This is a genomic window from Agrobacterium tumefaciens str. B6 (assembly GCF_001541315.1).
Lineage (GTDB): Bacteria > Pseudomonadota > Alphaproteobacteria > Rhizobiales > Rhizobiaceae > Agrobacterium > Agrobacterium radiobacter.
In genome coordinates this window covers 34548-57408 of sequence record NZ_LMVK01000045.1, presented here as the reverse complement: position 1 = coordinate 57408, position 22861 = coordinate 34548, and the positions used below count along the sequence as shown (strand labels likewise).

The following is a 22861-nucleotide window of genomic DNA, read 5'->3' as shown; positions in this document are numbered from 1 at the left end:
CCCTGTTCCGTCAGCATCAACATCCCGGTCTCAGCCGCCGATGTTTCACGTGAATCATTTTCCTATGCAGAATTCCGAGAAGATCACGCCCAGCAAATCTTCCACATCAACACGGCCAGTGATCCGTCCGAGCGATGTCGCGGCGAGCCTTAAATATTCCGACCTTATAGCAAGGTCAGGGGTCGCGGAATCGAGCGCATCACTAACATAGTTCAGCGTCTCTTCAAGTCGTTTTTTATGACGGGCACGGGCGGGAAACAAAGTCTGGCCGGCGCCGACGCGTTTTTCTATCTCCTGCTTGAGCACCGAACGCAATTCGTTCAGGCCTATTCCCTCTTTGGCTGAGATAGACAAATCAAATTGATCGTCCAATGTAGTGGGACGAAGTGCAGCTTTTGTTCTAACCCGGAGATAGCTCCGATTTTTGAATGATTCGAGATGCTGTTTCGGGGGCGAATCATTATCTTGCAGCAGTAGAATAATATCTGCCGTTTCCGCTGTCAGAACCGCACGCCGAACACCTTCCAGTTCCACGACATCCTGTGTTTCCCGTATTCCTGCCGTATCGAAGATCCGGACCAGATAACCTTCCAGATTGATGTCGACACTCAAGACATCTCTCGTCGTGCCGGCAATGTCGGTGACGATCGCAACGTCTCGGCCGCTGAGGGCATTCAAGAGGGTGGATTTGCCCGCGTTCGGTTCGCCAACGAGCGCAACCTTGAACCCGTCACGAATGATTTCGCCACTTCCGCCTCCCTGGAGATGATCACGGATTTCCCCGCGCAACTGCGCCACTGCGTCCCAGACCTGTGCAGCCACCGAATCCGGAACATCCTCTTCGTCAGCAAAATCCAGTTCCGCTTCGATGAGGGCACGAGCACGCGTCAGGCGACTGGCCCAGCCATCATAGAGTGCCGATAATTTGCCGGTGCTCTGTTCCACCGCCAGCCGCCGCTGCATTTCCGTTTCGGCTTGCAACAGATCTGCCAGACCTTCGACCTCAAGGAGGTCCATCTTCCCGTTCTCGAAGGCTCTACGGGAAAATTCGCCGGCATCAGCGGGTCGAAATCCACTGAGGTTTTCGAGTTCGGTAAAAATCGAAGCCATAACCGCGCGACTGCCGTGGCTATGAATTTCGACGCAATCCTCACCGGTGAAAGAATTTGGCGCTGGAAAAGCAATTACCAGCGCCTGGTCGATCACCTCATTGTTTCGATTCCGAATCGAGCAGAGTGTGGTCTTTCTTGGTGATGGAAGTTCCCGACCCGTCAGCATCTTCAAGGCATCAAAAGCCCCCGACCCGCTGATCCTGAAAACAGCGACGCCAGCAGGCAAGGCACCGCTGGAAAGCGCATAGATCGTATCGGCGGAAGCTGGCATCATTTACCTCGGTCTAAAACAGTCAAGCCGCATCCGAGTGAACGGATACGGCTTTACAGATATTATGATGAATCCGGCTAAAAGTTCGGATCAGGTATTCATCGATTCGAAGAAATCCGAATTGTTCTTTGTCTGCTTCAGCTTGTCGATCAGGAATTCGATGGCGTCCATCGTTCCCATCGGCGCGAGAATGCGGCGAAGAACGAAAATCTTCTGCAGATCCTGGCGCGGCACGAGCAGGTCTTCCTTACGCGTACCGGATTTGAGAATATCCAGAGCCGGGAAGATACGCTTGTCGGCAACCTTGCGGTCAAGCACGATTTCCGAGTTGCCGGTACCCTTGAACTCTTCGAAGATGACTTCGTCCATACGGCTGCCGGTATCGATCAGCGCCGTGGCGATAATCGTCAGCGAACCGCCTTCCTCGATATTACGAGCAGCGCCGAAGAAACGCTTCGGGCGCTGCAGGGCATTGGCATCCACACCACCAGTCAGGACCTTGCCGGAGGAGGGAACAACCGTGTTGTAGGCGCGGCCAAGACGGGTGATGGAATCGAGCAGGATGACAACGTCGCGGCCGTGTTCGACCAGGCGCTTCGCCTTTTCGATGACCATTTCAGCGACCTGCACGTGACGGACTGCCGGCTCGTCGAAGGTAGAGGAAACAACCTCGCCCTTCACCGAACGCTGCATGTCGGTCACTTCTTCCGGACGCTCATCGATCAGGAGAACGATCAGATAGCATTCCGGATGGTTTGCCGTGATGGAATGGGCGATGTTCTGCAGCAGAACCGTCTTACCGGTGCGCGGCGGCGCCACGATCAAACCGCGCTGGCCCTTGCCGAGCGGCGCGACAAGATCAATCACACGCGACGACAGGTCCTTCGAGGTCGGAACATCCAGTTCCATCTTGAAGCGCTCATTCGGGTAGAGCGGCGTCAGATTGTCGAAGTGAACCTTGTGGCGGATCTTTTCAGGATCGTCGAAATTGATCGTGTTGACCTTGAGAAGTGCGAAATAACGCTCGCCTTCCTTGGGGCCGCGGATCGGGCCTTCAACGGTATCACCGGTCTTCAGCGAGAACCGGCGGATCTGCGAGGGCGAAATATAGATATCGTCCGGACCGGGCAGATAGTTTGCGTTTGCGGACCGCAGGAATCCGAACCCGTCCTGCAGGACTTCAACGACGCCTTCGCCGATTATTTCGATGTCCTGGCTCGCGAGAACCTTGAGGATTGCGAACATAAGCTCCTGCTTGCGCATGGTGCTCGCATTTTCAACTTCCAGGGATTCAGCAAAAGTCAGCAAGTCGGTAGGCGATTTGCTCTTAAGTTCCTGAAGCTTCATTTCAGCCATGAAGGAAAGACCGTTTGATAATGTAATTTGGGGGAGGGCGTGTTCGCGAATCAGATGCTGAGGGAGACACCGCAGATGACTGAATAATTCACATGCCACGAAGATGAGTGGTCCGAAAATAGCGATTGAACACGGCCGCTGCAAGAGGAAAGCACGAATTCCGCGAAATTTATCGTCGCACCGTCTTAACCGAAGGGTTTCACAACCACAAGTATGACAATCAGGATCATCAGCAGGGTCGGAACTTCATTCATCAACCGCCAGTGACGGGCAGGTCTTGTATTTTCATCCCGCGCAAAACGCTTCGCACTGCGGGTGAAATAAACATGTGTCGCTGTCAAAAGCACCACCAGCCCGATTTTTGCATGCAGCCAGCCGCCGGAAAAACCATAAACCGACCATGCGAGATAAAGCCCCAATATCCAGGAAATCATCATCGCCGGGTTCATGATGACCTTGATCAGCCGCTGCTCCATGACCTTGAAGGTTTCGGATTGCTGCGAACCGACGGGTGCATCGGTGTGGTAGATGAAAAGCCGCGGCAGGTAAAAAATCGCCGCCATCCAGGAAATCACGGCGATGATATGCAGCGCCTTGACCCACAGATAGAGATCGGCCGGATCAGCATAAAATAACAGGGCGACGAAAGCGGCAAAGACACCAAGTGCAATGCCGGCGCGCAGAGCCGCGCGATTGCCGGAACGGGCGGAGGTTTGTTTTTCATCACTCATGCCCCGGCTCCACCGCCGCGCACGCGCTGCACCAGCCGGGTGACGTTTTCCGGGTCAGCCTGCGGGGTAATGCCATGGCCTAGATTGAAGATCAGCGGACCCTGTCCCAGCGCCTGCAAAACAGCGTCGATGCCATCCTGCAAGGCCTTGCCGCCCGCTACCATCAGCATGGGATCCAGATTGCCCTGCACCGGGCCTTCCTTCTGCAAGTCCCTGGCAAAACCGAGCGGCACCGACCAGTCGAGCCCGATGGCGTCAGCGCCCGTCTTGCGACGATAATCTTTGAGAAGATAACCGGCCCCTTTGGCGAAAGCGATGATCTTTGCCGAGGGCCGACGGGCGCGCACCGATGCGATAATGCGGGCAACCGGCTTTATCGCATAATCCTCGAATTCCTTCTCACCGAGCACACCGGCCCAGGAATCGAATATCTGCACCGCATCGGCGCCGGCATCGATCTGCGCCACCAGATAATCAGCGGAAACATCGGCAAGAAAAGCCAGCAGCTTTTCCATGGCGGCCGGCTCCTGATAACCGAACAGCCGCGCCGGAGCCTGATCCGGTGTTCCGTGTCCCGCGATCATGTAGGTCGCAACCGTCCAAGGCGCGCCGCAAAAGCCAAGAAGCGTCGTTTCATCCGGCAAGGTCTTACGCAAACGGGAAACGGTTTCGAAAACGGGCGAAAGATGCGCCATGACATTTGCGGCATCCAGCTTCTCGATACCACTGACATCGATCGGGTCCATGGCAGGACCCTTGCCTTCGCTGAAGGAGACGTTGCGGTGAAGCGCGTCGGGTATCACCAGAATATCGGAAAAGAGAATTGCGGCATCCAGCCCGAACCGGCGAATGGGCTGGAGAGTGACCTCCGTTGCCAGCTCGGGGTTATAACAGAGATCGAGGAAACTTCCGGCACTCTTCCGCGTTTCCCGATACTCGGGAAGATAGCGCCCAGCCTGTCGCATCAGCCAAATGGGCGGCGGCGCGACCGTCTGCCCGTTCAACACCGTCATAACCTTGCGTTCGCTCATGGCACCTAGCTTCTAAAAAATAAAATCAAAGAGATTTAAAAGATTTTCTATTTCTTAGAGTCTGTGAGTAGCAAGGATTAAAATCATTCCAGTCGAAATGCCGCAGTTGCAAGGCCCATCAGGTACCTGAGGATATTGTCGATGTGCTTGCTCGTAGATAATTCGGAAAACGACAATTTACTAAATTATTTCATTTAGTTACCGCCGAACCAGAAAACCGCATATCTGTGGATAATCTGGGGAGAATTTTTGAACAACTCCACATTCTTCAAATAATTCACAGGCGCGCCGGCGATGATTGAAGCCACTTGCGGATTGTGGAAAAACACCACTTTATTCACGGCGCGGTTCGACCCGCAGGGCAATTCGGGGATTTGTCCCGGTTTATCAACAGCGGGAGAAAAACAGCGTGGAGAACAAAAAAAGCTTCTTCCATCTGCACCTGATTTCGGACTCAACCGGCGAGACTCTGATGTCGGCCGGTCGTGCCGTCTCGGCCCAGTTTCACGCCTCAATGCCGGTGGAACATGTCTATCCGATGATCCGAAACCAGAAACAGCTCGCGCAGGTGGTCGACCTCATCGACAAGGAGCCGGGTATCGTCCTCTATACCATCGTCGATCAGCAGCTGGCCGAGTTCCTGGATCTGCGGTGCCATGCGATCGGGGTGCCCTGCGTCAACGTCCTCGAACCGATCATTGGTATTTTCCAGACTTATCTCGGTGCGCCGTCCCGACGGCGGGTGGGCGCGCAGCACGCGTTGAATGCGGATTATTTTGCCCGGATCGAGGCGCTCAATTTCGCCATGGATCATGATGATGGGCAAATGCCGGAAACCTATGACGAGGCTGATATTGTTATCATCGGCATCAGCCGCACATCAAAAACACCAACCAGCATCTATCTCGCCAACAGGGGAATAAAGACTGCCAATATTCCGGTTGTTCCCAATGTGCCTTTGCCGGAAAGCCTCTATGCCGCCACCCGGCCGCTGATTGTGGGTCTGGTCGCGACATCGGATCGTATATCGCAGGTGCGTGAAAACCGGGAGTTGGGCGCGACGGGCGGATTTGACAGCGGGCGTTACACGGATCGCGCCACCATCATGGAAGAGCTGAAATATGCGCGCGCGCTCTGCGCCCGCAATAATTGGCCGCTGATTGATGTCACACGCCGCTCCATCGAGGAAACGGCCGCAGCCATCCTTGCCCTCCGCTCGAGGACGCGATAATCCGGATCGCACCATTCGGAGCAGACAGTCGATGAAACAAGAGTTGATCCTCGCCTCGTCCAGCGCATCCCGCCAGATGCTGATGCGCAATGCGGGGCTGACATTTTCGGCAATCCCGGCGTATATTGATGAGCGTGCGCTCGATGAACAGCTGGAACGAGACGGCGCCAGCCCGGAAGAGGTCGCACTGGAACTTGCCAGGGCCAAGGCTCTTGCGGTCGGCGCGCTCCATCCGGAAGCACTGGTTCTCGGCTGCGACCAGACCATGGCGCTTGGTGCCCGTGTCTATCACAAGCCAAAAACGATGGTGGAGGCCGAAGCGCATCTGCTCTCATTGTCCGGCAAGGTCCATCGTCTGAACAGCGCTGCCGTTCTCGTCCGGCATGGAGAGGTGGTGTGGCAGACCGTTTCCAGCGCCGAGCTAGGCGTTCGAACATTAAGTGCAGAATTTGTCTCCCGTCACCTGAAACGGGTGGGCGAAAAGGCCTTGAGCAGTGTCGGCGCTTACCAGCTTGAGGGAGAGGGAATCCAGCTATTCACCTCAATCAAGGGCGATTATTTCACCATTCTAGGTCTGCCGCTTCTGCCGCTTTTATCGAAACTGCGCGACATGGATGTCATCGATGGCTGATTCACGTGAAACATTAACCATAAATGCCTTCGTTGTCGGTTACCCGATCAAGCATTCGCGGTCGCCTATTATCCATTCTTACTGGTTGAAGAAATTCGGGATTGCCGGTTCGTATAAGGCCGTTGAAGTCTCTCCTGATGATTTCACGAATTTCATTGCAGTGCTGAAGGAAGGCAAGCCGGGCACACCCGTCGGCGGCAATGTCACTATTCCCCATAAGGAAGCGGCCTATCGGCTGGCAGATAAACCCGATGCTCTGGCGGAAGAACTCGGCGCCGCCAACACTGTCTGGATGGAGGAGGGCAGTCTTCGCGCCACCAATACGGATGGTTACGGTTTCGTCGCCAATCTCGATGAACGTCATCCGGGCTGGGACAAGGCCGAGCGGGCCGTGATTTTGGGTGCCGGCGGCGCAAGCCGGGCGGTTATTCAGTCCCTGCGTGATCGTGGTATTGCCGAGATCCATGTCCTGAACCGTACCGTCGAGCGTGCGCGAGAACTGGCTGACCGTTTTGGGCCGCGGGTCTTTTCCCACCCCCAGGCAGCGCTTCATGAGGTCATGCAGGGCGCCGGGCTTTTCGTGAACACGACATCGCTCGGCATGGATGGAACGGAAGCGCCGCATCTTGATTTTTCGCCGCTGGCCGCCCAGGCCGTCGTGACCGATATCGTCTACGTGCCTTTGAAGACACCGATCCTTAATATGGCGGAAGAGCAAGGCATTGCGACGGTCGACGGATTGGGCATGCTGCTTCATCAGGCAAAACCCGGTTTCATGCGATGGTTCGGCAAAATGCCTGAGGTCGATGAAACCTTGCGTTCTCTCATCATCGAGGACATGGAGAAACATTGATGATCGTCATCGGTCTCACCGGCTCGATTGGAATGGGAAAAACGACGACCGCCAAGCTGTTTGCGGGGGAAGGGGTTCCGGTTCTCGATTCGGATGAGGTCGTGCATGGGCTATACCGGAGCGAAGCCGTTCCGCTGATTGAGGCAGCATTTCCGGGTACCACCGTTTCCGGTGTGGTGGACAGGCAGAAACTCGGCGATGTCTTGCGGGAGAATCCGGCTAATTTTGGCAGACTGGAGGAGATCGTGCATCCGCTGGTACGCAAGAGGCAGGAAGCCTTTCTGGCGGCGGCAAGGAAAGACGATCGGCAATTCGCCCTCCTCGATATCCCCCTGCTGTTCGAAACCGGGGCGGAAAGTCGCGTCGATAAAGTCGTGGTGGTAAGTTGTGCGCCGGAGATTCAGCGAGAGCGGGTTTTGTCCCGACCCGGCATGACGGAAGAGAAATTCGAAATGATCCTCGCCCGACAGACGCCCGATGCGGAAAAGCGCCGGCGTGCCGATTTTATCGTCGATTCCGGAAGTGGTGTCGAAGCAGCACGGGATCAGGTAAGAGAGATATTGCAGAAACTGGCCGCTGAGTCGCGCCGCGGAGAGATGAATGCGTGAGATCATTTTCGATACGGAAACCACAGGCCTTGAATCGAAGCTGGACCGCGTGATTGAAATCGGCGGTATCGAGCTGATCAACCACTTTCCCACCGGCCGCACGCTGCATCTCTATATCAGCCCTGAAGATCGCAAGGTTCATCCCGACGCGCTTGCCGTTCACGGCATTACCGACGAGTTTCTGAAAGACAAACCGAAATTCGCCGAGGTCGTCGACCAGATTCGTGACTTCTTCGATGGTGCGCGCTGGGTGGCGCATAATGCCACATTCGACATGGGCTTCATCAATACCGAATTCGCTCGCCTCGGCATCGAACCGGTGTCCGCCGATCTGGTGACGGACACGCTTTCGCTTGCCCGCCGCAAGCACCCCATGGGGCCGAATTCGCTGGATGCGCTTTGCCGGCGTTACGGCATCGATAATTCCCACCGTACCAAGCACGGCGCACTTCTCGACTCCGAACTGCTGGCCGAAGTCTATATTGAAATGATCGGCGGGCGGCAGACGGCGCTCGGCGTCGGGTCCGCCCCCAAGCAGGAAACCATTGTCATCGAGGATGATGTGCCGCTTGCGCCGCTGCAAAGACCGAGCCCCTTGCCCTCAAGACTGGATGCGGAAACGGTGGCGGCCCATGGCAAGCTCGTTCTCGGCATGGGCGACAAGGCGATCTGGAACCGCTACCAGAATTGACGCCTGCTGAGGCGTTGAAATGGAACTCTGGCCAAAGAAAAACCCGGGCGAAGAACCCGGGTTTTGTTTTATCTGCAATGTAGGGCCTTGGGCGCCGCTTAGTTCGGCACGGCGTGAACCTGGGCCTTGGCCTGTTCTTCGGCAACGCGCTGCGCAAACATCTGCGCGAAATCGATCGGGTCGATCATCAGCGGCGGGAAGCCGCCATTGCGGGTGACGTCGGCGATGATCTGGCGGGCGAAGGGGAAGAGCAGGCGCGGGCACTCGATGAACAGCACCGGCAGCATATGCTCCTGCGGGAAACCGGCAATGCGGAACACGCCGCCATAAACCAGCTCGGCCGCAAACAGGACCTTGTCGCCATCCTTGGCTTCCGCATTCAGCGTCAGGACAACGTCGAAATCCGAGCCGGAGATCGGGTTTGCGTTGACGTTGACATTGATGTTGATCGAAGGCGCATTCTCACGGGCCTGAAGCGAACGGGGAGCACCCGGATTTTCGAAGGAAAGATCCTTGATGTACTGGGCAAGAATGTTGAGGGAAGGACTTACTGCGCCCTGTGCACCATTTTCAGCGGTCATTACGTTTCCTCACGGCGTGAATTCGTGGAAGGCGGTCTATCATTTCGACCCGGGGCTTACAACCCTTCGTGATCGGGTCATCGCGATCCATTCCGCCCGAGATCAGGGTTTGGGTAGGTCGCGATCATCAGGTTTGCGCGACCATGGGGAACCCTTTGGCTCCTCGCGGTGAAACTCCTCCTCGTCGAGATCCACCACCTTCGAATTGCCGGCATGTCCCGGACCGTTGCGAAAGCCGGAAAAATCACCGGGCTGAGGACCGGATTGCTGGCCGGATTGCCGAAACGAACCCGCAACGACGACCCGCGGTCCGAAGGCTTTCCAGAAAAACCGCCGTACGATCGGAGACAGAAGCAGAAGGCCGAGAATGTCGGTAATGAAGCCGGGAATGATAAGCAGGATCCCGGCAACGACGCGCATGGCGCCATTCACCAGTTCATCCGCCGGCTGCGCGCCGGTGCGGCCCGCATCCTGAAGGTTTCTCACCATGCCGATGCCGCCGAGACGTAGGATCAGGAGCCCCAGAAACGACGTGAACAGGACAAGCGCCAATGTCAGCCACAAGCCGATCGCTTTGCCGACGATAATGAAGCCGGCAATTTCGAGAATGGGCATCATCAGGATGACGATGGGGAGAAAGGAAAAACGCATCTTCTAGCCTTGCGTGTGCATCTCTGGCAGATTGCCGGTTCCCGGGACACCGATGATTGAATCTGCACATTTGAATGATGATAAGATGCAGACTATATGATGGTGAGGTTTTCGAATTTAAATGGCGGTTTTGGTAAAACATGGGCTTTAGCGACTTTATCACATTGTTTTTTCTCGTTGCAGCGGTGCTGATCTTCTTTCAGCTGCGCAGTGTCCTTGGCCGCCGCACGGGCAATGAGAAGCCGCCATTCGACCCCTATAGCCCGCGAGATGTGGCAAAGGGCCCCGTTGCAGATGATAACAAGGTCGTGACCTTGCCGAAACGCAGCGAGGCAGAGGATGAGAACCGCTTTGCCGAGGCGGATGCGCTAGCGCCCGTCGATAGCCCACTCAATGCATCGCTGCGTGAGGTGATGACCAGGGACCCGTCCTTCGGTCCCAAGGAATTCCTGAACGGCGCTCGCATGGCTTATGAAATGATCGTCATGGGTTTTGCCGATGGCGATCGAAAGACACTCAAGAACCTTCTGTCGAAGGAGGTTTTCGATGGTTTCGAAGCGGCGATTTCAGAGCGGGAAGGTCGTGGGGAGGTGGTGAAGTCCACCTTCGTGGGCATCGAGAAAGCAGATATTACCCAGGCCGGTGTGCGCGATTCCGAAGTGCAGATCACCTTGAGGATCATCAGCCAGCTGATTTCGGCGACCTATGACAAGGACGGCAAGCTGGTGGATGGCGATCCGGATACAGTTGCGGAGGTGGATGATATCTGGACCTTCTCGCGCGATATCCGCTCGCGTGATCCGAACTGGAAGCTGATCGCTACCGAATCCGAGCAATGACCGCGCCCTTTTCGATCGAGGAAGTTTCTTTCAGCGACCTGCCCGGATGGCGGCAAGACGATCCGGGCAAGCTTTTTCCCGCGATGGCGACAATCCTGTCGCATCTTCGGAACGCAAAACCCTACAGGACCGGCGCGCTCGGGGTCACGGCGGCGGAACTTGTTTCGCTTCTGGAAAGTGCTGAGAAAAACCTAGCAAACAGTCCGGAACAGGCGCGCCGGTTTTTCGAAACCAATTGCGTGCCTTTCAGGATTTCTTCGGCTCCGGTAAAAAGCGGTTTCGTAACCGCTTTTTACGAACCCGAACTGGAAGTGTCATCTGAACCCGACGACATCTGGCGTTATCCGATTTACCGCCGGCCGCCCGAACTGGTGGATATCGACGATACCAATCGGCCCCCCGGCTTCGATCCCTCCTATGCTTTCGGCGGGGCGGACGTGGACGGTATTTCCTATTTTCCCGACCGCCAGGCGATCGATGAAGGGCATCTGAAGGGCAGGGGCCTTGAGATCGCCTGGGCGAGATCGAAGGTGGACCTGTTTTTTGTCCATGTGCAGGGTGCGGCGCGTCTGGTTTTTCCTGATGGCGCGGTAAAGCGCATCACCTATGCGGCCAAGGCCGGGCATCCTTTTTCGCCGATTGGCCGCCTGCTTCTTGATCGCGGGGAACTTGATCCGAAAACCGTATCGATGCAGACGATCCGCAAATGGCTCGCTGACCATCCCGACGAGGTGGATGGGGTGTTATGGCATAACCGCTCCTACATTTTTTTCCGGGAGGCGGATGTCGCAGATCTGGATATGGGGCCGATTGCCGCCGCAAAAGTGCCGCTCGTCGCGGGGCGGGCGCTTGCGGTCGACAGGCTCATCCACACGTTCGGGCTTCCCTTCTTCATCCATTCACCGTCGCTTACTCATCTCGATGGTGGAAAACCTTTCGCGCGGCTGATGCTGGCGCTCGATACGGGTTCAGCCATTGTCGGCCCGGCCCGTGGCGATATCTTCACGGGCTCCGGTTTCGAAGCAGGAGAGCTTGCCGGTACGGTGCGCAATGAGGCCGAGTTTTATATACTGATACCGCGGGTTGCTGCGGAGAGGTATCGGTGATGAAGAGCAGTCGCAAGCTCGGCAAGGAAGAGCGCATTCTGTGGGGAAAGGTCGCAAAAACCACGCGGCCGATCTCCGGCAGACTGGAAGACTTGCTGGCTTTCGAGGACATGGAGGAGCCTTTGGTTGAACCCGAGGTTTCCCAGACCGGCAAGAGCAGCTTCCCCCGCATGCTTGCCGAGCCGGCCGAGCCGCCGTCAGCGGCTCCGGACAAAAAGCCGAAAATTCATCAGCCGATGGAAAAACCGGTCAAGCGCAAGCTCACGCGTGGCCGACTGCCGCTGGAAGGGCGGATCGATCTGCACGGCATGTTCCAGAGCGAAGCCCATGCGGTGCTGCTTGATTTTCTGTTGCGCGCGCATGAACGGGGTCTCAGGCATGTGCTCGTCATAACGGGCAAGGGGCGTTCCATTGGCAGCGATGGCGCGTTGAAAAGGGCGGTGCCCATGTGGTTTTCCAAACCGGAATATCGCCACCTGATTTCATCCTATGAGGATGCATCCGCCAATCACGGCGGCGACGGCGCGCTTTATGTGCGGCTGGCGCGTCGGCGGGGTGAAAAGTCATGACGCCCTTTGCGGAGGCCGTGCGGCAGCTTCGTGAACGCAAGGGCGTGACGCAGAAACAGATGGCCGCCGCCATCGGCGTGTCGCCGGCTTATCTTTCGGCGCTCGAGCATGGCAAGCGTGGTAAGCCGAGCTTTGATCTGCTGCAGCGCATCGCCGGATATTTCAACATCATCTGGGACGAGGCGGAGGAATTGTTCTTTCTGGCCGGCTCGTCCGACCCGAAAGTGGTGATCGACACCATCGGCCTGCCGCCGCAATATACGGCTTTCGCCAACCGTCTCGCACGGGATATTCGCAAGCTGCCGCCGAGTGTGGTAGAGGAACTGTCAGCCTTGCTGCAAAAAAGCCGTTCTTGCGATTGAAACCCCTCTATCCCCTGCTTTATTCGGCATCCTGAAGCATGCGGCCTTTGGGATTGGGTGTAGAATTTCTATAGTCGCATGTCGGATTTGAGTGATTCGCTGGCTTCAGGCCTTCTCACTGGAAACCTGGCCAGGAAAACTTTGGAAAGAGTACTTATGACCGAAACATCGTCAAGCGAAGTCGGCGCGAATGCGGAATATGGAGCCGATTCGATCAAGGTTCTCAAGGGCCTTGATGCCGTGCGCAAACGGCCCGGCATGTATATCGGTGACACCGATGACGGTTCCGGCCTGCATCACATGGTCTATGAAGTCGTCGACAACGCCATCGACGAGGCTCTCGCCGGTCATGCCGATCTGGTGACGGTGACGCTGAACGCCGATGGCTCCGTAACGGTGACGGATAACGGACGCGGCATTCCGACCGACATCCATTCTTCCGAAGGCGTTTCCGCCGCCGAAGTCATCATGACCCAGCTGCATGCTGGCGGTAAATTCGACCAGAATTCCTACAAGGTGTCCGGCGGCCTGCATGGCGTGGGCGTGTCGGTGGTCAATGCGCTCTCGGTCTGGCTGAAGCTCAGAATCCGCCGCAATGGCAAGCTGCATGAAATCGGCTTCACCCATGGCGTTGCCGATGCGCCGCTTTCCGTCATTGGCGAATATGAAGGCCGTTCGGGCACGGAAGTCACCTTCCTCGCAAGCCCGCAAACCTTCACCATGACGGACTATGATTATGGAACGCTGGAGCATCGCCTGCGCGAGCTCGCATTCCTGAATTCCGGCGTGCGCATCCTGCTCACCGACAAGCGCCATTCTGATATCAAGCAGGAAGAGCTGCTGTATGATGGCGGCCTCGAAGCCTTCGTCCGTTATCTCGACCGTGCCAAGAAGCCGCTGGTGGACAAGCCTGTCGCCATCAAGGGCGAAAAGGACGGCATTACGGTTGAGGTCGCGCTCTGGTGGAACGACAGCTACCACGAGAACGTGCTCTGCTTTACCAACAACATTCCCCAACGCGACGGCGGCACCCATATGGCCGGTTTCCGCGCGGCGCTGACCCGTCAGGTAACCTCCTATGCCGAAACTTCCGGCATCCTGAAAAAGGAAAAGGTAAGCCTGCAGGGTGAGGACTGCCGCGAAGGTCTGACGGCCATTCTTTCCGTCAAGGTTCCCGACCCCAAGTTTTCCTCGCAGACGAAGGACAAGCTCGTTTCGTCCGAAGTGCGTCCGGTCGTGGAAAGCCTCGTCAACGAAGCGCTCTCCACCTGGCTGGAAGAACATCCGTCCGACGCGAGAATCCTCGTCGGCAAGGTGGTGGAAGCGGCGGTTGCCCGCGAAGCTGCCCGCAAGGCGCGCGAACTGACGCGCCGCAAGGGTGCGCTCGATATCGCCTCTCTGCCCGGCAAGCTTGCCGACTGCTCCGAGCGCGATCCGGCGAAATCCGAACTTTTCCTCGTTGAGGGTGACTCCGCTGGCGGTTCGGCCAAGCAGGGCCGCTCGCGCGAAACGCAGGCGATCCTGCCGCTGCGCGGCAAGATCCTCAATGTCGAACGCGCCCGTTTCGACAAGATGCTGTCCAGCCAGGAAATCGGTACGCTGATCACGGCACTTGGCACGTCCATCGGCAAGGACGAGTTCAACGCCGACAAGCTGCGTTACCACAAGATCATCATCATGACGGATGCTGACGTCGACGGCGCTCACATCCGTACCCTGCTGTTGACCTTCTTCTTCCGCCAGATGCCGGAACTGATCGAGCGCGGCCATCTCTATATCGCCCAGCCGCCGCTTTATAAGGTCACGCGTGGCAAATCCGTGCAGTACCTCAAGGATGAAAAGGCGCTGGAAGAGTACCTGATCTCCATGGGTATCGAGGAAGCATCGCTGACGCTCGGCTCTGGCGAAGTGCGCGTCGGCGCCGATCTTCGTGAAGTCATTCTGGATGCGTTGCGCATGCGCTCGCTGATCGACGGGCTGCATTCCCGTTACAGCCGCTCGATCGTGGAACAGGCTGCCATTGCCGGCGCGCTGAACCCCGAGCTTTCGGCCGATGCCGCCCGCGCCGAAGAAACCGTTGCCGAAGTGGCGCGGCGTCTCGACATGATTGCGGAAGAAACCGAACGCGGCTGGTCCGGCACCGTGCTGCAGGATGGCGGTTTGCGCTTCGAGCGCATGGTGCGCGGCGTCAAGGAAGTCTCGACGCTGGATATGGGCCTGCTCGGTTCGGCCGATGCCCGCCATATCGATCAGCTCGCGGCCCGCACACGCGATATCTACGTCACGCCGCCGGTCCTGCAACGCAAGGATGGCACGATGGAACTGGCCGGTCCGCGCGCGCTGCTGGACGCGATTTTCGCGGCCGGGCGCAAGGGTCTTTCCATGCAGCGCTACAAGGGTCTTGGCGAAATGAATGCCGAGCAGCTGTGGGAAACGACGCTTGACGCCAATGTTCGCTCGCTTCTGCAGGTCAAGGTCAACGATGCGACCGATGCCGACGGCCTGTTTGCCCGCCTGATGGGTGACGAAGTGGAGCCGCGCCGCGACTTTATCCAGGAAAATGCGCTGAGCGTTGCAAACCTCGACATTTAATCTTGTGGAGCGTTTCGCGTAACGATTCACGTGAAACGAAACTTTAACAAAGGGCCCGGCGGAAATTGACCGCCGGGCCTTTTGTTCTGTGCGGACAAGCTGAAATCAGTCGGTCTTGCCCGTGAAGCGTCCTTCAAAAGCCACGTCTGAAAGCGGCAGACGCTTGCTCGGTACTTCCCGTTCCGCCAGATCGTCAGGAAGAACGGACTTGTCGGTCAACGTGCCGATGGCAACCCCGGCCTCCACATTGTAGCCTTCTGGAATATTCAGCCTCTCAACGATCTGGTCTTTCAAGATGCCAGCCATGCCGTGGGCGTGGTAACCGAGCAGATGCGCCTGCATGGCAAGCGAAAACCAGGCCGCACCGGCATCGAAGGAATGGGTCGCGGATGGTTTTTTCTCACCGTCGCGCGAGATGTTATGGTCGCGGGAAATGACGAAGAGCAGCACAGAGGCGTTTTTAGCCCAGCGCTGGTTTCCCTCCACAAGCAGTTCCACGAAAAGCGGCCAGTCTTCGCTGTCCTTGTGCGCATAGACAAAGCGCCATGGCTGATAGTTGGAGGCGGAAGGCGCCCAGTGCGCCGCATCCAGAATGGTCATCAGATGTTGTGGCGGCATGGCGTTGCCGTCGAAGGCGCGCGGAGACCAGCGATCAAGGAAGAGGGGATCAACGGGATATTCGGATTGCCTGTTATTGCTGTTCGTCACGGGCCATGTCCTTTTGATTGACGGGAAGGAAAAGGTATTTTTCGAAACTTGGCGCAGTCAAGGGGTGACAAGTATGAATGCATCGTTCATATATGCATCACCTTGTCTGACAACCGGGAGAGAGTTCCATGAAATTGATGCGTGTTGGCCAGCCCGGCCAGGAAAAACCTGCAATCCTCGATGCGGAAGGAAAAATCCGCGACCTGTCCGCCCATGTGAAAGATATCGGCGGCGACGCCATTTCTCCCGAGGGCCTCAAAAAGATCGCCGCGATCGATCTGAGCACGCTTCCGGTCCTGAATGAAGATCGCATCGGCGCCTGCGTCGCGGGAACCGGAAAATTCATCTGCATCGGCCTCAATTTCTCCGACCATGCCGCCGAAACAGGTGCCACCGTACCGCCGGAACCGGTCATTTTCATGAAGGCGACCTCGGCCATCGTCGGTCCGAATGACAACGTCACTATTCCGCGCGGTTCTGAAAAGACCGACTGGGAAGTCGAGCTCGGCGTTGTTATCGGCAAGACCGCCAAATATGTCTCGGAAGCCGATGCTCTCGACTACGTTGCCGGCTATTGCGTTTCGCACGATGTTTCCGAACGCGCCTTCCAGACGGAGCGTGCCGGCCAGTGGACCAAGGGCAAGTCCTGCGACACCTTTGGCCCCATCGGCCCCTGGCTGGTGACGAAAGAGGAAATTACTGACCCGCAGAACCTCGGCATGTGGCTGAAGGTGAACGGCCAGACCATGCAGAACGGCTCCAGCAAGACCATGGTGTACGGCGTTGCCCACGTTGTCTCCTATCTCAGCCAGTTCATGTCGCTGCATCCCGGCGATGTCATTTCCACCGGCACCCCTCCCGGCGTCGGCATGGGCCTGAAGCCGCCGCGTTACCTGAAGGCTGGTGATGTCGTGGAACTCGGTATCGAGGGTCTCGGTTCCCAGAAGCAGACCTTCGTCGCCGACATCTGATCGCCACAGCGTTCAACGGAAAGTGAGGCGCTGGCGGGAAACCGCCGGCGCCTTCGATTTTGTGCACCTGCGAAAAGCTGCTATGGTTGAAAAAAAGAGCGTGATCGCGAGGGAGGCGTCATCAGTGTTCTACCACCTCTATGAAATGAACCATGCGGCCATGGCGCCGCTGCGCGCCGGTGCCGATATGATGCGCCAGGCCTGCAACAATCCTATGAACCCGCTTTCCAGCACGGCTTTCGGAAGAAGCCTCGATGCCGGCTTCGAGGTTTTCGAACGCCTGACGCGCCGTTATGTCAAACCGGAATTCGGCCTTGCCACGACTATTGTCGATGGCGAGACCGTCGACGTTGCCGAGGAGACCGTCTGGTCGCGTCCGTTCTGCAATCTCGTTCATTTCAAAAAAGAAATCGATCCTGCCCGCCGGCCCGAGCCGAAGGTGCTGCTGGTTGCGCCGATGTCCGGCCATTATGCCACATTGCTGCGCGGCACCGTGGAGGCCTTGCTGCCTTCGGCAGATATTTACATTACCGATTGGGTCGATGCCCGCATGGTGCCGGTGAGTGATGGGACCTTCGATCTCGACGATTACATCAGTTATGTCATCGAGATGCTGCGCGAGATAGGTCCGGGGGCGCATGTGGTCGCCGTCTGTCAACCGTCCGTGCCTGTTCTGGCCGCCGTTTCGCTTATGGAGGCCGATGGCGATAAATTTGCACCGGCATCCATGACGCTGATGGGCGGTCCGATCGATACGCGCATCAATCCCACAGCCGTCAATGGTCTCGCCACGGCGAAGCCAATCGAATGGTTCCGCGATAATGTCGTCATGCAGGTGCCGTGGCCGCAGCCCGCCTTCGGCCGCAATGTCTATCCCGGCTTTCTGCAACTCTCCGGTTTCATGTCGATGAACCTCGACAAGCACATGACAGCGCATAAGGATTTTTACCTCAACCTCGTCAAGAATGACGGCGATTCTGCCGAAAAGCACCGCGAATTTTACGATGAATATCTTGCTGTCATGGATCTGACGGCGGAGTTCTATCTGCAGACGGTGGAAACGGTCTTCATCGACCATGCGCTCCCGAAAGGAAAGATGCAGCATCGGGGCAGGGCGGTCGATCCCGCCGCCATTCGCAATGTTGCATTGTTCACTGTGGAAGGGGAGAATGACGATATTTCGGGCGTCGGCCAGACAAAGGCCGCCCATGATCTCTGCAGTAACCTCCCCGAAAACAAACGCGCCCACTACATGCAGCCGGATGTCGGCCACTATGGCGTCTTCAACGGTTCGCGTTTCCGCAAGGAAATCGTGCCGCGCATGCTGGATTTCATCCGCAAGCATCAGACTGCCTAGGGTAAGATGGCGGGTGGTGCCGCGCATTTGCGTGGCCAAGGGACGGACGAATCGGCTATGAAGGGTTCATGTTTTCGCTCCTCAGAAAATCCCAGAAGTCACCGGCGCCAAAGAAGGTTGCGCCGAGCCAGCGCACCGTCGCGGTGGCGGGCCGGCAGGTGCCGATCACGGTCAGGGAAAATCCGCGGGCCACGCGTATCACCTTGCGCATCGAACCGGGCGGCCGGGCGTTGAAGCTGACGATCCCGATGGGCCTGCATCACCGCCAGGTGGATGATTTTCTCGAGAGGCATCAGGGCTGGCTGGAAGGCAAGCTTCTGAAATTCAGCCTCGATGACGGTTTGCGTCCGGGCGCTACCATCGATATCAGAGGCATATCCCACCGCATTGACCATACCGGCAGCCTGCGAGGGCTGACACATATCGCGAAAGACGCCGATGGCGTCGACGTTCTGAAAGTCAGCGGCGCGCCGGAACATCTGAGACGACGGATCGCGACATTCCTGAAAAAGGAAGCGAAGGCCGATCTGGAACGGCTCGTCGCCGTTCATGCCAGCGCTGCCGGCCGGCCGGTGCGGTCCATCAGCATGAAGGATACACGCAGCCGCTGGGGCTCCTGTTCCCATGATGGAAACTTGAGCTTTTCCTGGCGTATCGTCATGGCCCCGGAAAAGGTCATCGATTATCTTGCCGCCCATGAGGTCGCGCATCTAAGCGAAATGAACCACGGTCCGAAATTCTGGGCCTTGTGTGAAAAACTGTGTCCGCACACCAATGAGGCCAAGGACTGGCTGAAACGCCACGGTTCCAAACTTCACGCCATCGATTTCGATTGAAACCTGCGGCACGGATCGCCATCTGGATTCACGTGAAACATTCCATCGGGAATGGGTGCGATTTGGCTCGACTCTTGTCGCATTTCATGTCAGGTCGCGGGTATGAAACCGGATATCAAGATTTGCGGATTGAAGACACCGGAAGCGCTGGAGCGTGCCGTCAGGCGCGGTGCGTCCCATGTCGGTTTTATTTTCTTTGAAAAAAGCCCGCGCAACATCGAGCCCGATATTGCCGGCAGGCTGGCGGAAGCCGCCCGTGGCGCCGCCAAGGTGGTCGCGGTCACCGTTGATGCCAATAATGATTATCTCGATGAAATCGTTGATCTCGTAAGACCGGATATCCTGCAGATGCACGGCAGTGAAAGCCCGGAACGGCTGCTGAACATCAAGGCGCTTTATGGCCTGCCTGTCATGAAAGCGATTTCCATTCGCGATGCCGCTGATCTTGCCAAAATCGACCCTTATATTGGAATAGCCGATCGTTTTCTGCTGGATGCCAAGGCGCCGGCGGGCTCCGACCTGCCGGGCGGCAATGGCGTCTCGTTCGACTGGACTATTCTGCGCTCACTTGACGGAAGTATCGATTACATGCTTTCCGGAGGGTTGAACAAGGACAATGTCACCGAGGCTCTGGCGGAAACCAAGGCAAGCGGACTAGATTTGTCGTCCGGTGTCGAAAGCGCGCCGGGCATCAAGGATCTGTCCATGATCGATGCATTTTTTGATGTGGTGAATGATTGGTCGAAAGGCCCAAAGGGAGCTTGAAGTGAACGACGCGCCAACACCCAATTCTTTTCGTGCTGGTCCCGATGAGGACGGCCGTTTCGGTATTTACGGAGGTCGCTTCGTTGCCGAAACGCTGATGCCGCTCATTCTGGATTTGCAGGCGGAATGGGACAAGGCCAAGACCGATCCCGCGTTTCAGGCGGAACTCAAGCATCTCGGCGCGCACTATACCGGTCGCCCGAGCCCGCTTTATTTCGCGGAACGCCTGACGGCGGAACTTGGTGGCGCGAAGATCTATTTCAAGCGCGAGGAGCTGAACCACACCGGCTCGCACAAGATCAACAATTGCCTCGGCCAGATCCTGCTTGCCAAGCGCATGGGCAAGACCCGCATCATCGCGGAAACCGGCGCGGGCCAGCACGGCGTTGCCTCCGCAACGGTGGCAGCACGTTTCGGTCTTCCCTGTGTCGTTTATATGGGCGCGACCGACGTAGCCCGTCAGGCCCCGAACGTCTTCCGCATGAAGCTTCTGGGCGCCGAGGTGAAACCGGTGACAGCAGGTCATGGCACGCTCAAGGACGCCATGAACGAGGCCCTGCGTGACTGGGTTACCAATGTCGAGGATACCTATTATCTGATCGGCACCGCGGCCGGCCCGCATCCCTATCCGGAAATGGTTCGCGATTTCCAGGCGGTCATCGGCGAGGAAGCCAAGGCGCAGATGCTGGAGGCGGAAGGCCGCCTGCCGGATCTGGTCATTGCGGCTGTCGGCGGCGGTTCGAACGCCATCGGCATCTTCCATCCTTTCCTCGATGACAAGAATGTCCGTATCGTCGGTGTCGAAGCCGGCGGCAAGGGTCTTTCGGGTGACGAGCATTGCGCTTCCATCACCGCCGGTTCGCCGGGCGTGCTGCACGGCAACCGTACCTATCTGCTTCAGGATGACGACGGCCAGATCAAGGAAGGCCATTCGATTTCCGCAGGTCTCGATTATCCTGGCATCGGCCCTGAACATTCCTGGCTGAACGACATCGGCCGCGTGGAATATGTGCCGATCATGGACCATGAGGCGCTGGATGCCTTCCAGATGCTCACCCGCCTCGAAGGCATCATTCCGGCTCTCGAGCCGAGCCACGCCTTGGCCGAGGTCATCAAGCGCGCGCCGAAGATGGGTAAGGATGAAATCATCCTGATGAACCTTTCCGGCCGTGGTGACAAGGATGTCCACACCGTCAGCAAGTTCCTTGGAATGGATGTATAAGATCATGACTGCACGTATGGACAAGCGCTTTGCCGATCTGCGCGCTGAAAATCGCCCGGCCCTGATTACCTATTTCATGGGCGGCGACCCGGATTTCCAGACCTCGCTCGGCATCATGAAAGCGCTGCCGGAAGCCGGTGCTGACGTCATCGAACTCGGCATGCCCTTTTCCGACCCGATGGCGGATGGTCCGGCCATTCAGCTGGCCGGCCAGCGCGCGCTGAAGGGCGGACAGACGCTGAAGACCACGCTCGATCTCGCCCGCGAGTTCCGCAGGCAAGACGATGCAACACCCATCGTGCTGATGGGCTATTATAATCCGATCTATATCTATGGCGTCGAAAAGTTTTTGGACGACGCGCTGGCGGCTGGCATCGATGGCCTGATCGTAGTCGATCTTCCGCCGGAAATGGACGATGAACTCTGCATACCGGCGCTCGCGCGCGGCATCAACTTCATCCGTCTCGCGACCCCGACTACGGATGGCAAGCGCCTGCCGACCGTCCTTAAAAATACCTCAGGTTTCGTTTATTACGTTTCGATGAACGGTATCACCGGTTCGGCGCTTCCCGATCCCTCGTTGATCTCGGGCGCTGTCGGTCGTATCAAGGCGCATACGGAACTGCCGGTCTGTGTCGGTTTTGGTGTCAAGACGGCCGATCATGCAAAAGCGATCGGCGCGGTGGCAGATGGCGTTGTGGTCGGTTCGGCCATCGTCAACCAGATTGCTGGCAGCCTGACCAAGGACGGGCAGGCGACCGCCGATACCGTGCCGGCCGTTACGACGCTGGTAAAAGGACTTTCAACGGGCGTGCGTGCGTCGCGCCTTGCCGCTGCGGAATAAGCGCGCGGCCCAGTCAGGAGTAGACAGTTGAACTGGATCACTAATTACGTTCGGCCGCGGATCAATTCCATGCTTGGCCGCCGCCCGGAGGTTCCGGAGAACCTGTGGATCAAGTGCCCGGAAACGGGCGAAATGGTCTTCCACAAGGACCTGGAAGACAACAAGTGGGTCATCCCGGCTTCTGGTTACCATATGAAGATGCCGGCCAAGGCGCGCCTTGCCGATCTTTTTGATGGTGGCGTCTACGAGGCGCTTCCGCAGCCGAAGGTAGCGCAGGACCCTCTGAAGTTCCGCGATTCCAAGAAATACACCGACCGTCTGCGTGACAGCCGCACGAAAACCGAGCAGGAAGACACGATCCTTGCCGGTGTCGGCCACTTGAAAGGCCTGAAGATCGTTGCCGTCGTGCATGAATTCCAGTTCATGGGCGGTTCGCTCGGCATCGCCGCCGGCGAAGCCATCGTCAAGGCCTTTGAGCGTGCGATTTCCGAGCGTTGCCCGCTCGTCATGTTCCCGGCCTCCGGCGGGGCGCGCATGCAGGAAGGCATTCTTTCGCTGATGCAGCTGCCGCGCACCACGGTTGCGGTAAACATGCTGAAAGAGGCAGGCATGCCCTATATCGTGGTTCTGACGAACCCAACGACGGGTGGTGTTACGGCCTCCTATGCCATGCTGGGTGACGTGCATATCGCCGAGCCGGGCGCTGAAATCTGCTTTGCGGGCAAGCGTGTGATCGAGCAGACCATTCGTGAAAAGCTGCCGGAAGGCTTCCAGACCTCGGAATACCTGCTGGAACACGGCATGGTAGATATGGTCGTCGACCGCCGCGAAATCCCGGACACGCTGGCCAATCTGCTCAAGATCATGACCAAAGCGCCTGCTGACAACGCAAACGCCGTCGTACCGCTGGCGGCTTCGGCCTGAGGAAAAAAATATGTCGCCC

The 22861-nt window shown here is 57.5% G+C and carries 24 protein-coding genes; 17 read left to right on the top strand and 7 right to left on the bottom strand.

Annotated elements, in window-relative coordinates:
- Nucleotides 1-54: 54 nt before the first annotated feature.
- From mnmE to hemE, 4 genes are all read right to left on the bottom strand, one after another.
- A complete protein-coding gene (gene mnmE / locus ASB65_RS21340) occupies nt 55-1386 on the bottom strand; it encodes a tRNA uridine-5-carboxymethylaminomethyl(34) synthesis GTPase MnmE (RefSeq protein ID WP_060725298.1) in 1332 nt (443 codons plus the stop codon).
- Between the two features lie 87 nt (nt 1387-1473).
- Entirely contained in the window at nt 1474-2739 is a 1266-nt protein-coding gene (gene rho, locus ASB65_RS21335; protein WP_004444236.1) for a transcription termination factor Rho, read from the bottom strand.
- Nucleotides 2740-2924: 185 nt separating this feature from the next.
- Nucleotides 2925-3470: a protoporphyrinogen oxidase HemJ gene (gene hemJ, locus ASB65_RS21330; protein ID WP_020809711.1), complete on the bottom strand. Its 546-nt coding sequence runs from the start codon at nt 3468-3470 to the stop codon at nt 2925-2927.
- Nucleotides 3467-4501 (bottom strand): uroporphyrinogen decarboxylase, encoded by a 1035-nt coding sequence (hemE, locus tag ASB65_RS21325; RefSeq protein ID WP_031233715.1) that lies wholly within the window; start codon nt 4499-4501, stop codon nt 3467-3469. The genes hemJ and hemE overlap by 4 nt, the downstream gene beginning before the upstream one ends.
- A 409-nt stretch (nt 4502-4910) precedes the next feature.
- Here hemE and ASB65_RS21320 point away from each other — a divergent pair, with 409 nt between their 5' ends.
- The 5 genes from ASB65_RS21320 to dnaQ are packed head-to-tail and all read left to right on the top strand — an operon-like array spanning nt 4911 to nt 8515.
- On the top strand, nt 4911-5732 hold the full coding sequence (locus tag ASB65_RS21320) for a pyruvate, water dikinase regulatory protein (RefSeq protein WP_003505331.1): 822 nt from the start codon (nt 4911-4913) through the stop codon (nt 5730-5732).
- A gap of 31 nt (nt 5733-5763) precedes the next feature.
- Nucleotides 5764-6363, top strand: coding sequence for a Maf-like protein (locus ASB65_RS21315; RefSeq protein ID WP_060725297.1), 600 nt, complete (start codon nt 5764-5766; stop codon nt 6361-6363).
- Nucleotides 6356-7216: a shikimate dehydrogenase gene (locus tag ASB65_RS21310; RefSeq protein WP_060725296.1), complete on the top strand. Its 861-nt coding sequence runs from the start codon at nt 6356-6358 to the stop codon at nt 7214-7216. Before ASB65_RS21315 ends, ASB65_RS21310 begins: the two co-directional genes overlap by 8 nt.
- Nucleotides 7216-7824 carry a dephospho-CoA kinase gene (gene coaE / locus ASB65_RS21305; RefSeq protein ID WP_060725295.1) on the top strand — a complete coding sequence of 203 codons (609 nt, stop codon included), beginning with the start codon at nt 7216-7218 and terminating at the stop codon, nt 7822-7824. The genes ASB65_RS21310 and coaE overlap by 1 nt, the downstream gene beginning before the upstream one ends.
- A complete protein-coding gene (dnaQ, locus tag ASB65_RS21300; RefSeq protein WP_060725294.1) occupies nt 7817-8515 on the top strand; it encodes a DNA polymerase III subunit epsilon in 699 nt (232 codons plus the stop codon). The genes coaE and dnaQ overlap by 8 nt, the downstream gene beginning before the upstream one ends.
- 98 nt (nt 8516-8613) lie before the next feature.
- Here the strand turns inward: dnaQ and secB are convergent, their stop codons facing one another.
- Complete coding sequence (secB, locus tag ASB65_RS21295) at nt 8614-9096, bottom strand: protein-export chaperone SecB (protein ID WP_003505339.1); 483 nt, start codon at nt 9094-9096, stop codon at nt 8614-8616.
- A gap of 102 nt (nt 9097-9198) precedes the next feature.
- Nucleotides 9199-9747, bottom strand: a complete 549-nt coding sequence (locus ASB65_RS21290; RefSeq protein ID WP_003505340.1) for an FxsA family protein — start codon at nt 9745-9747, stop codon at nt 9199-9201.
- Between the two features lie 140 nt (nt 9748-9887).
- Here ASB65_RS21290 and ASB65_RS21285 point away from each other — a divergent pair, with 140 nt between their 5' ends.
- The 5 genes from ASB65_RS21285 (at nt 9888) to gyrB (ending at nt 15215) form a co-directional block, all read left to right on the top strand.
- Nucleotides 9888-10586, top strand: coding sequence for a Tim44/TimA family putative adaptor protein (locus ASB65_RS21285; RefSeq protein ID WP_003505341.1), 699 nt, complete (start codon nt 9888-9890; stop codon nt 10584-10586).
- Nucleotides 10583-11692 (top strand): murein transglycosylase A, encoded by a 1110-nt coding sequence (locus ASB65_RS21280; protein WP_060725293.1) that lies wholly within the window; start codon nt 10583-10585, stop codon nt 11690-11692. Before ASB65_RS21285 ends, ASB65_RS21280 begins: the two co-directional genes overlap by 4 nt.
- A complete protein-coding gene (locus ASB65_RS21275) occupies nt 11692-12261 on the top strand; it encodes a Smr/MutS family protein (protein ID WP_003505344.1) in 570 nt (189 codons plus the stop codon). Before ASB65_RS21280 ends, ASB65_RS21275 begins: the two co-directional genes overlap by 1 nt.
- Nucleotides 12258-12623 carry a helix-turn-helix domain-containing protein gene (locus ASB65_RS21270; RefSeq protein WP_060725292.1) on the top strand — a complete coding sequence of 122 codons (366 nt, stop codon included), beginning with the start codon at nt 12258-12260 and terminating at the stop codon, nt 12621-12623. Before ASB65_RS21275 ends, ASB65_RS21270 begins: the two co-directional genes overlap by 4 nt.
- 156 nt (nt 12624-12779) lie before the next feature.
- A complete protein-coding gene (gyrB, locus tag ASB65_RS21265; protein WP_003505346.1) occupies nt 12780-15215 on the top strand; it encodes a DNA topoisomerase (ATP-hydrolyzing) subunit B in 2436 nt (811 codons plus the stop codon).
- A gap of 105 nt (nt 15216-15320) precedes the next feature.
- Here the strand turns inward: gyrB and ASB65_RS21260 are convergent, their stop codons facing one another.
- Nucleotides 15321-15923: a nitroreductase family protein gene (locus tag ASB65_RS21260; protein WP_060725291.1), complete on the bottom strand. Its 603-nt coding sequence runs from the start codon at nt 15921-15923 to the stop codon at nt 15321-15323.
- A gap of 128 nt (nt 15924-16051) precedes the next feature.
- Between ASB65_RS21260 and ASB65_RS21255 the strand changes: the two genes are divergently transcribed.
- The 7 genes from ASB65_RS21255 to accD all read left to right on the top strand — a co-directional run bounded on the left by ASB65_RS21255 (nt 16052) and on the right by accD (nt 22842).
- Nucleotides 16052-16894 (top strand): fumarylacetoacetate hydrolase family protein, encoded by an 843-nt coding sequence (locus ASB65_RS21255; RefSeq protein ID WP_060725290.1) that lies wholly within the window; start codon nt 16052-16054, stop codon nt 16892-16894.
- A 124-nt stretch (nt 16895-17018) separates the two neighbouring features.
- Nucleotides 17019-18251, top strand: coding sequence for a polyhydroxyalkanoate depolymerase (locus ASB65_RS21250; protein WP_233282980.1), 1233 nt, complete (start codon nt 17019-17021; stop codon nt 18249-18251).
- A gap of 68 nt (nt 18252-18319) precedes the next feature.
- Nucleotides 18320-19087, top strand: a complete 768-nt coding sequence (locus tag ASB65_RS21245; protein WP_060725288.1) for a M48 family metallopeptidase — start codon at nt 18320-18322, stop codon at nt 19085-19087.
- 102 nt (nt 19088-19189) lie between these two features.
- Entirely contained in the window at nt 19190-19852 is a 663-nt protein-coding gene (locus ASB65_RS21240) for a phosphoribosylanthranilate isomerase (protein ID WP_060725287.1), read from the top strand.
- A 1-nt stretch (nt 19853) separates the two neighbouring features.
- The gene (gene trpB, locus ASB65_RS21235) at nt 19854-21074 is read left to right on the top strand and encodes a tryptophan synthase subunit beta (protein ID WP_060725286.1); all 1221 of its coding nucleotides are present in this window, start codon (nt 19854-19856) and stop codon (nt 21072-21074) included.
- 4 nt (nt 21075-21078) lie between these two features.
- Nucleotides 21079-21918, top strand: coding sequence for a tryptophan synthase subunit alpha (gene trpA / locus ASB65_RS21230; RefSeq protein ID WP_003505355.1), 840 nt, complete (start codon nt 21079-21081; stop codon nt 21916-21918).
- 27 nt (nt 21919-21945) lie between these two features.
- Entirely contained in the window at nt 21946-22842 is an 897-nt protein-coding gene (gene accD, locus ASB65_RS21225) for an acetyl-CoA carboxylase, carboxyltransferase subunit beta (RefSeq protein WP_026363719.1), read from the top strand.
- The last annotated feature ends 19 nt before the right edge of the window (nt 22843-22861 follow it).

Excerpts from the sequence above, each read along its gene's own strand:
- mnmE (WP_060725298.1), bottom strand. The coding sequence starts at position 1,386 with ATGATGCCAGCTTCCGCCGATACGATCTATGCGCTTTCCAGCGGTGCC.
- rho (WP_004444236.1), bottom strand. The coding sequence starts at position 2,739 with ATGGCTGAAATGAAGCTTCAGGAACTTAAGAGCAAATCGCCTACCGAC.
- hemJ (WP_020809711.1), bottom strand. The coding sequence starts at position 3,470 with ATGAGTGATGAAAAACAAACCTCCGCCCGTTCCGGCAATCGCGCGGCT.
- hemE (WP_031233715.1), bottom strand. The coding sequence starts at position 4,501 with ATGAGCGAACGCAAGGTTATGACGGTGTTGAACGGGCAGACGGTCGCG.
- ASB65_RS21315 (WP_060725297.1), top strand. The coding sequence starts at position 5,764 with ATGAAACAAGAGTTGATCCTCGCCTCGTCCAGCGCATCCCGCCAGATG.
- ASB65_RS21310 (WP_060725296.1), top strand. The coding sequence starts at position 6,356 with ATGGCTGATTCACGTGAAACATTAACCATAAATGCCTTCGTTGTCGGT.
- coaE (WP_060725295.1), top strand. The coding sequence starts at position 7,216 with ATGATCGTCATCGGTCTCACCGGCTCGATTGGAATGGGAAAAACGACG.
- dnaQ (WP_060725294.1), top strand. The coding sequence starts at position 7,817 with ATGCGTGAGATCATTTTCGATACGGAAACCACAGGCCTTGAATCGAAG.
- secB (WP_003505339.1), bottom strand. The coding sequence starts at position 9,096 with ATGACCGCTGAAAATGGTGCACAGGGCGCAGTAAGTCCTTCCCTCAAC.
- ASB65_RS21290 (WP_003505340.1), bottom strand. The coding sequence starts at position 9,747 with ATGCGTTTTTCCTTTCTCCCCATCGTCATCCTGATGATGCCCATTCTC.
- ASB65_RS21285 (WP_003505341.1), top strand. The coding sequence starts at position 9,888 with ATGGGCTTTAGCGACTTTATCACATTGTTTTTTCTCGTTGCAGCGGTG.
- ASB65_RS21280 (WP_060725293.1), top strand. The coding sequence starts at position 10,583 with ATGACCGCGCCCTTTTCGATCGAGGAAGTTTCTTTCAGCGACCTGCCC.
- ASB65_RS21275 (WP_003505344.1), top strand. The coding sequence starts at position 11,692 with ATGAAGAGCAGTCGCAAGCTCGGCAAGGAAGAGCGCATTCTGTGGGGA.
- ASB65_RS21270 (WP_060725292.1), top strand. The coding sequence starts at position 12,258 with ATGACGCCCTTTGCGGAGGCCGTGCGGCAGCTTCGTGAACGCAAGGGC.
- gyrB (WP_003505346.1), top strand. The coding sequence starts at position 12,780 with ATGACCGAAACATCGTCAAGCGAAGTCGGCGCGAATGCGGAATATGGA.
- ASB65_RS21255 (WP_060725290.1), top strand. The coding sequence starts at position 16,052 with ATGAAATTGATGCGTGTTGGCCAGCCCGGCCAGGAAAAACCTGCAATC.
- ASB65_RS21245 (WP_060725288.1), top strand. The coding sequence starts at position 18,320 with ATGTTTTCGCTCCTCAGAAAATCCCAGAAGTCACCGGCGCCAAAGAAG.
- ASB65_RS21240 (WP_060725287.1), top strand. The coding sequence starts at position 19,190 with ATGAAACCGGATATCAAGATTTGCGGATTGAAGACACCGGAAGCGCTG.
- trpA (WP_003505355.1), top strand. The coding sequence starts at position 21,079 with ATGACTGCACGTATGGACAAGCGCTTTGCCGATCTGCGCGCTGAAAAT.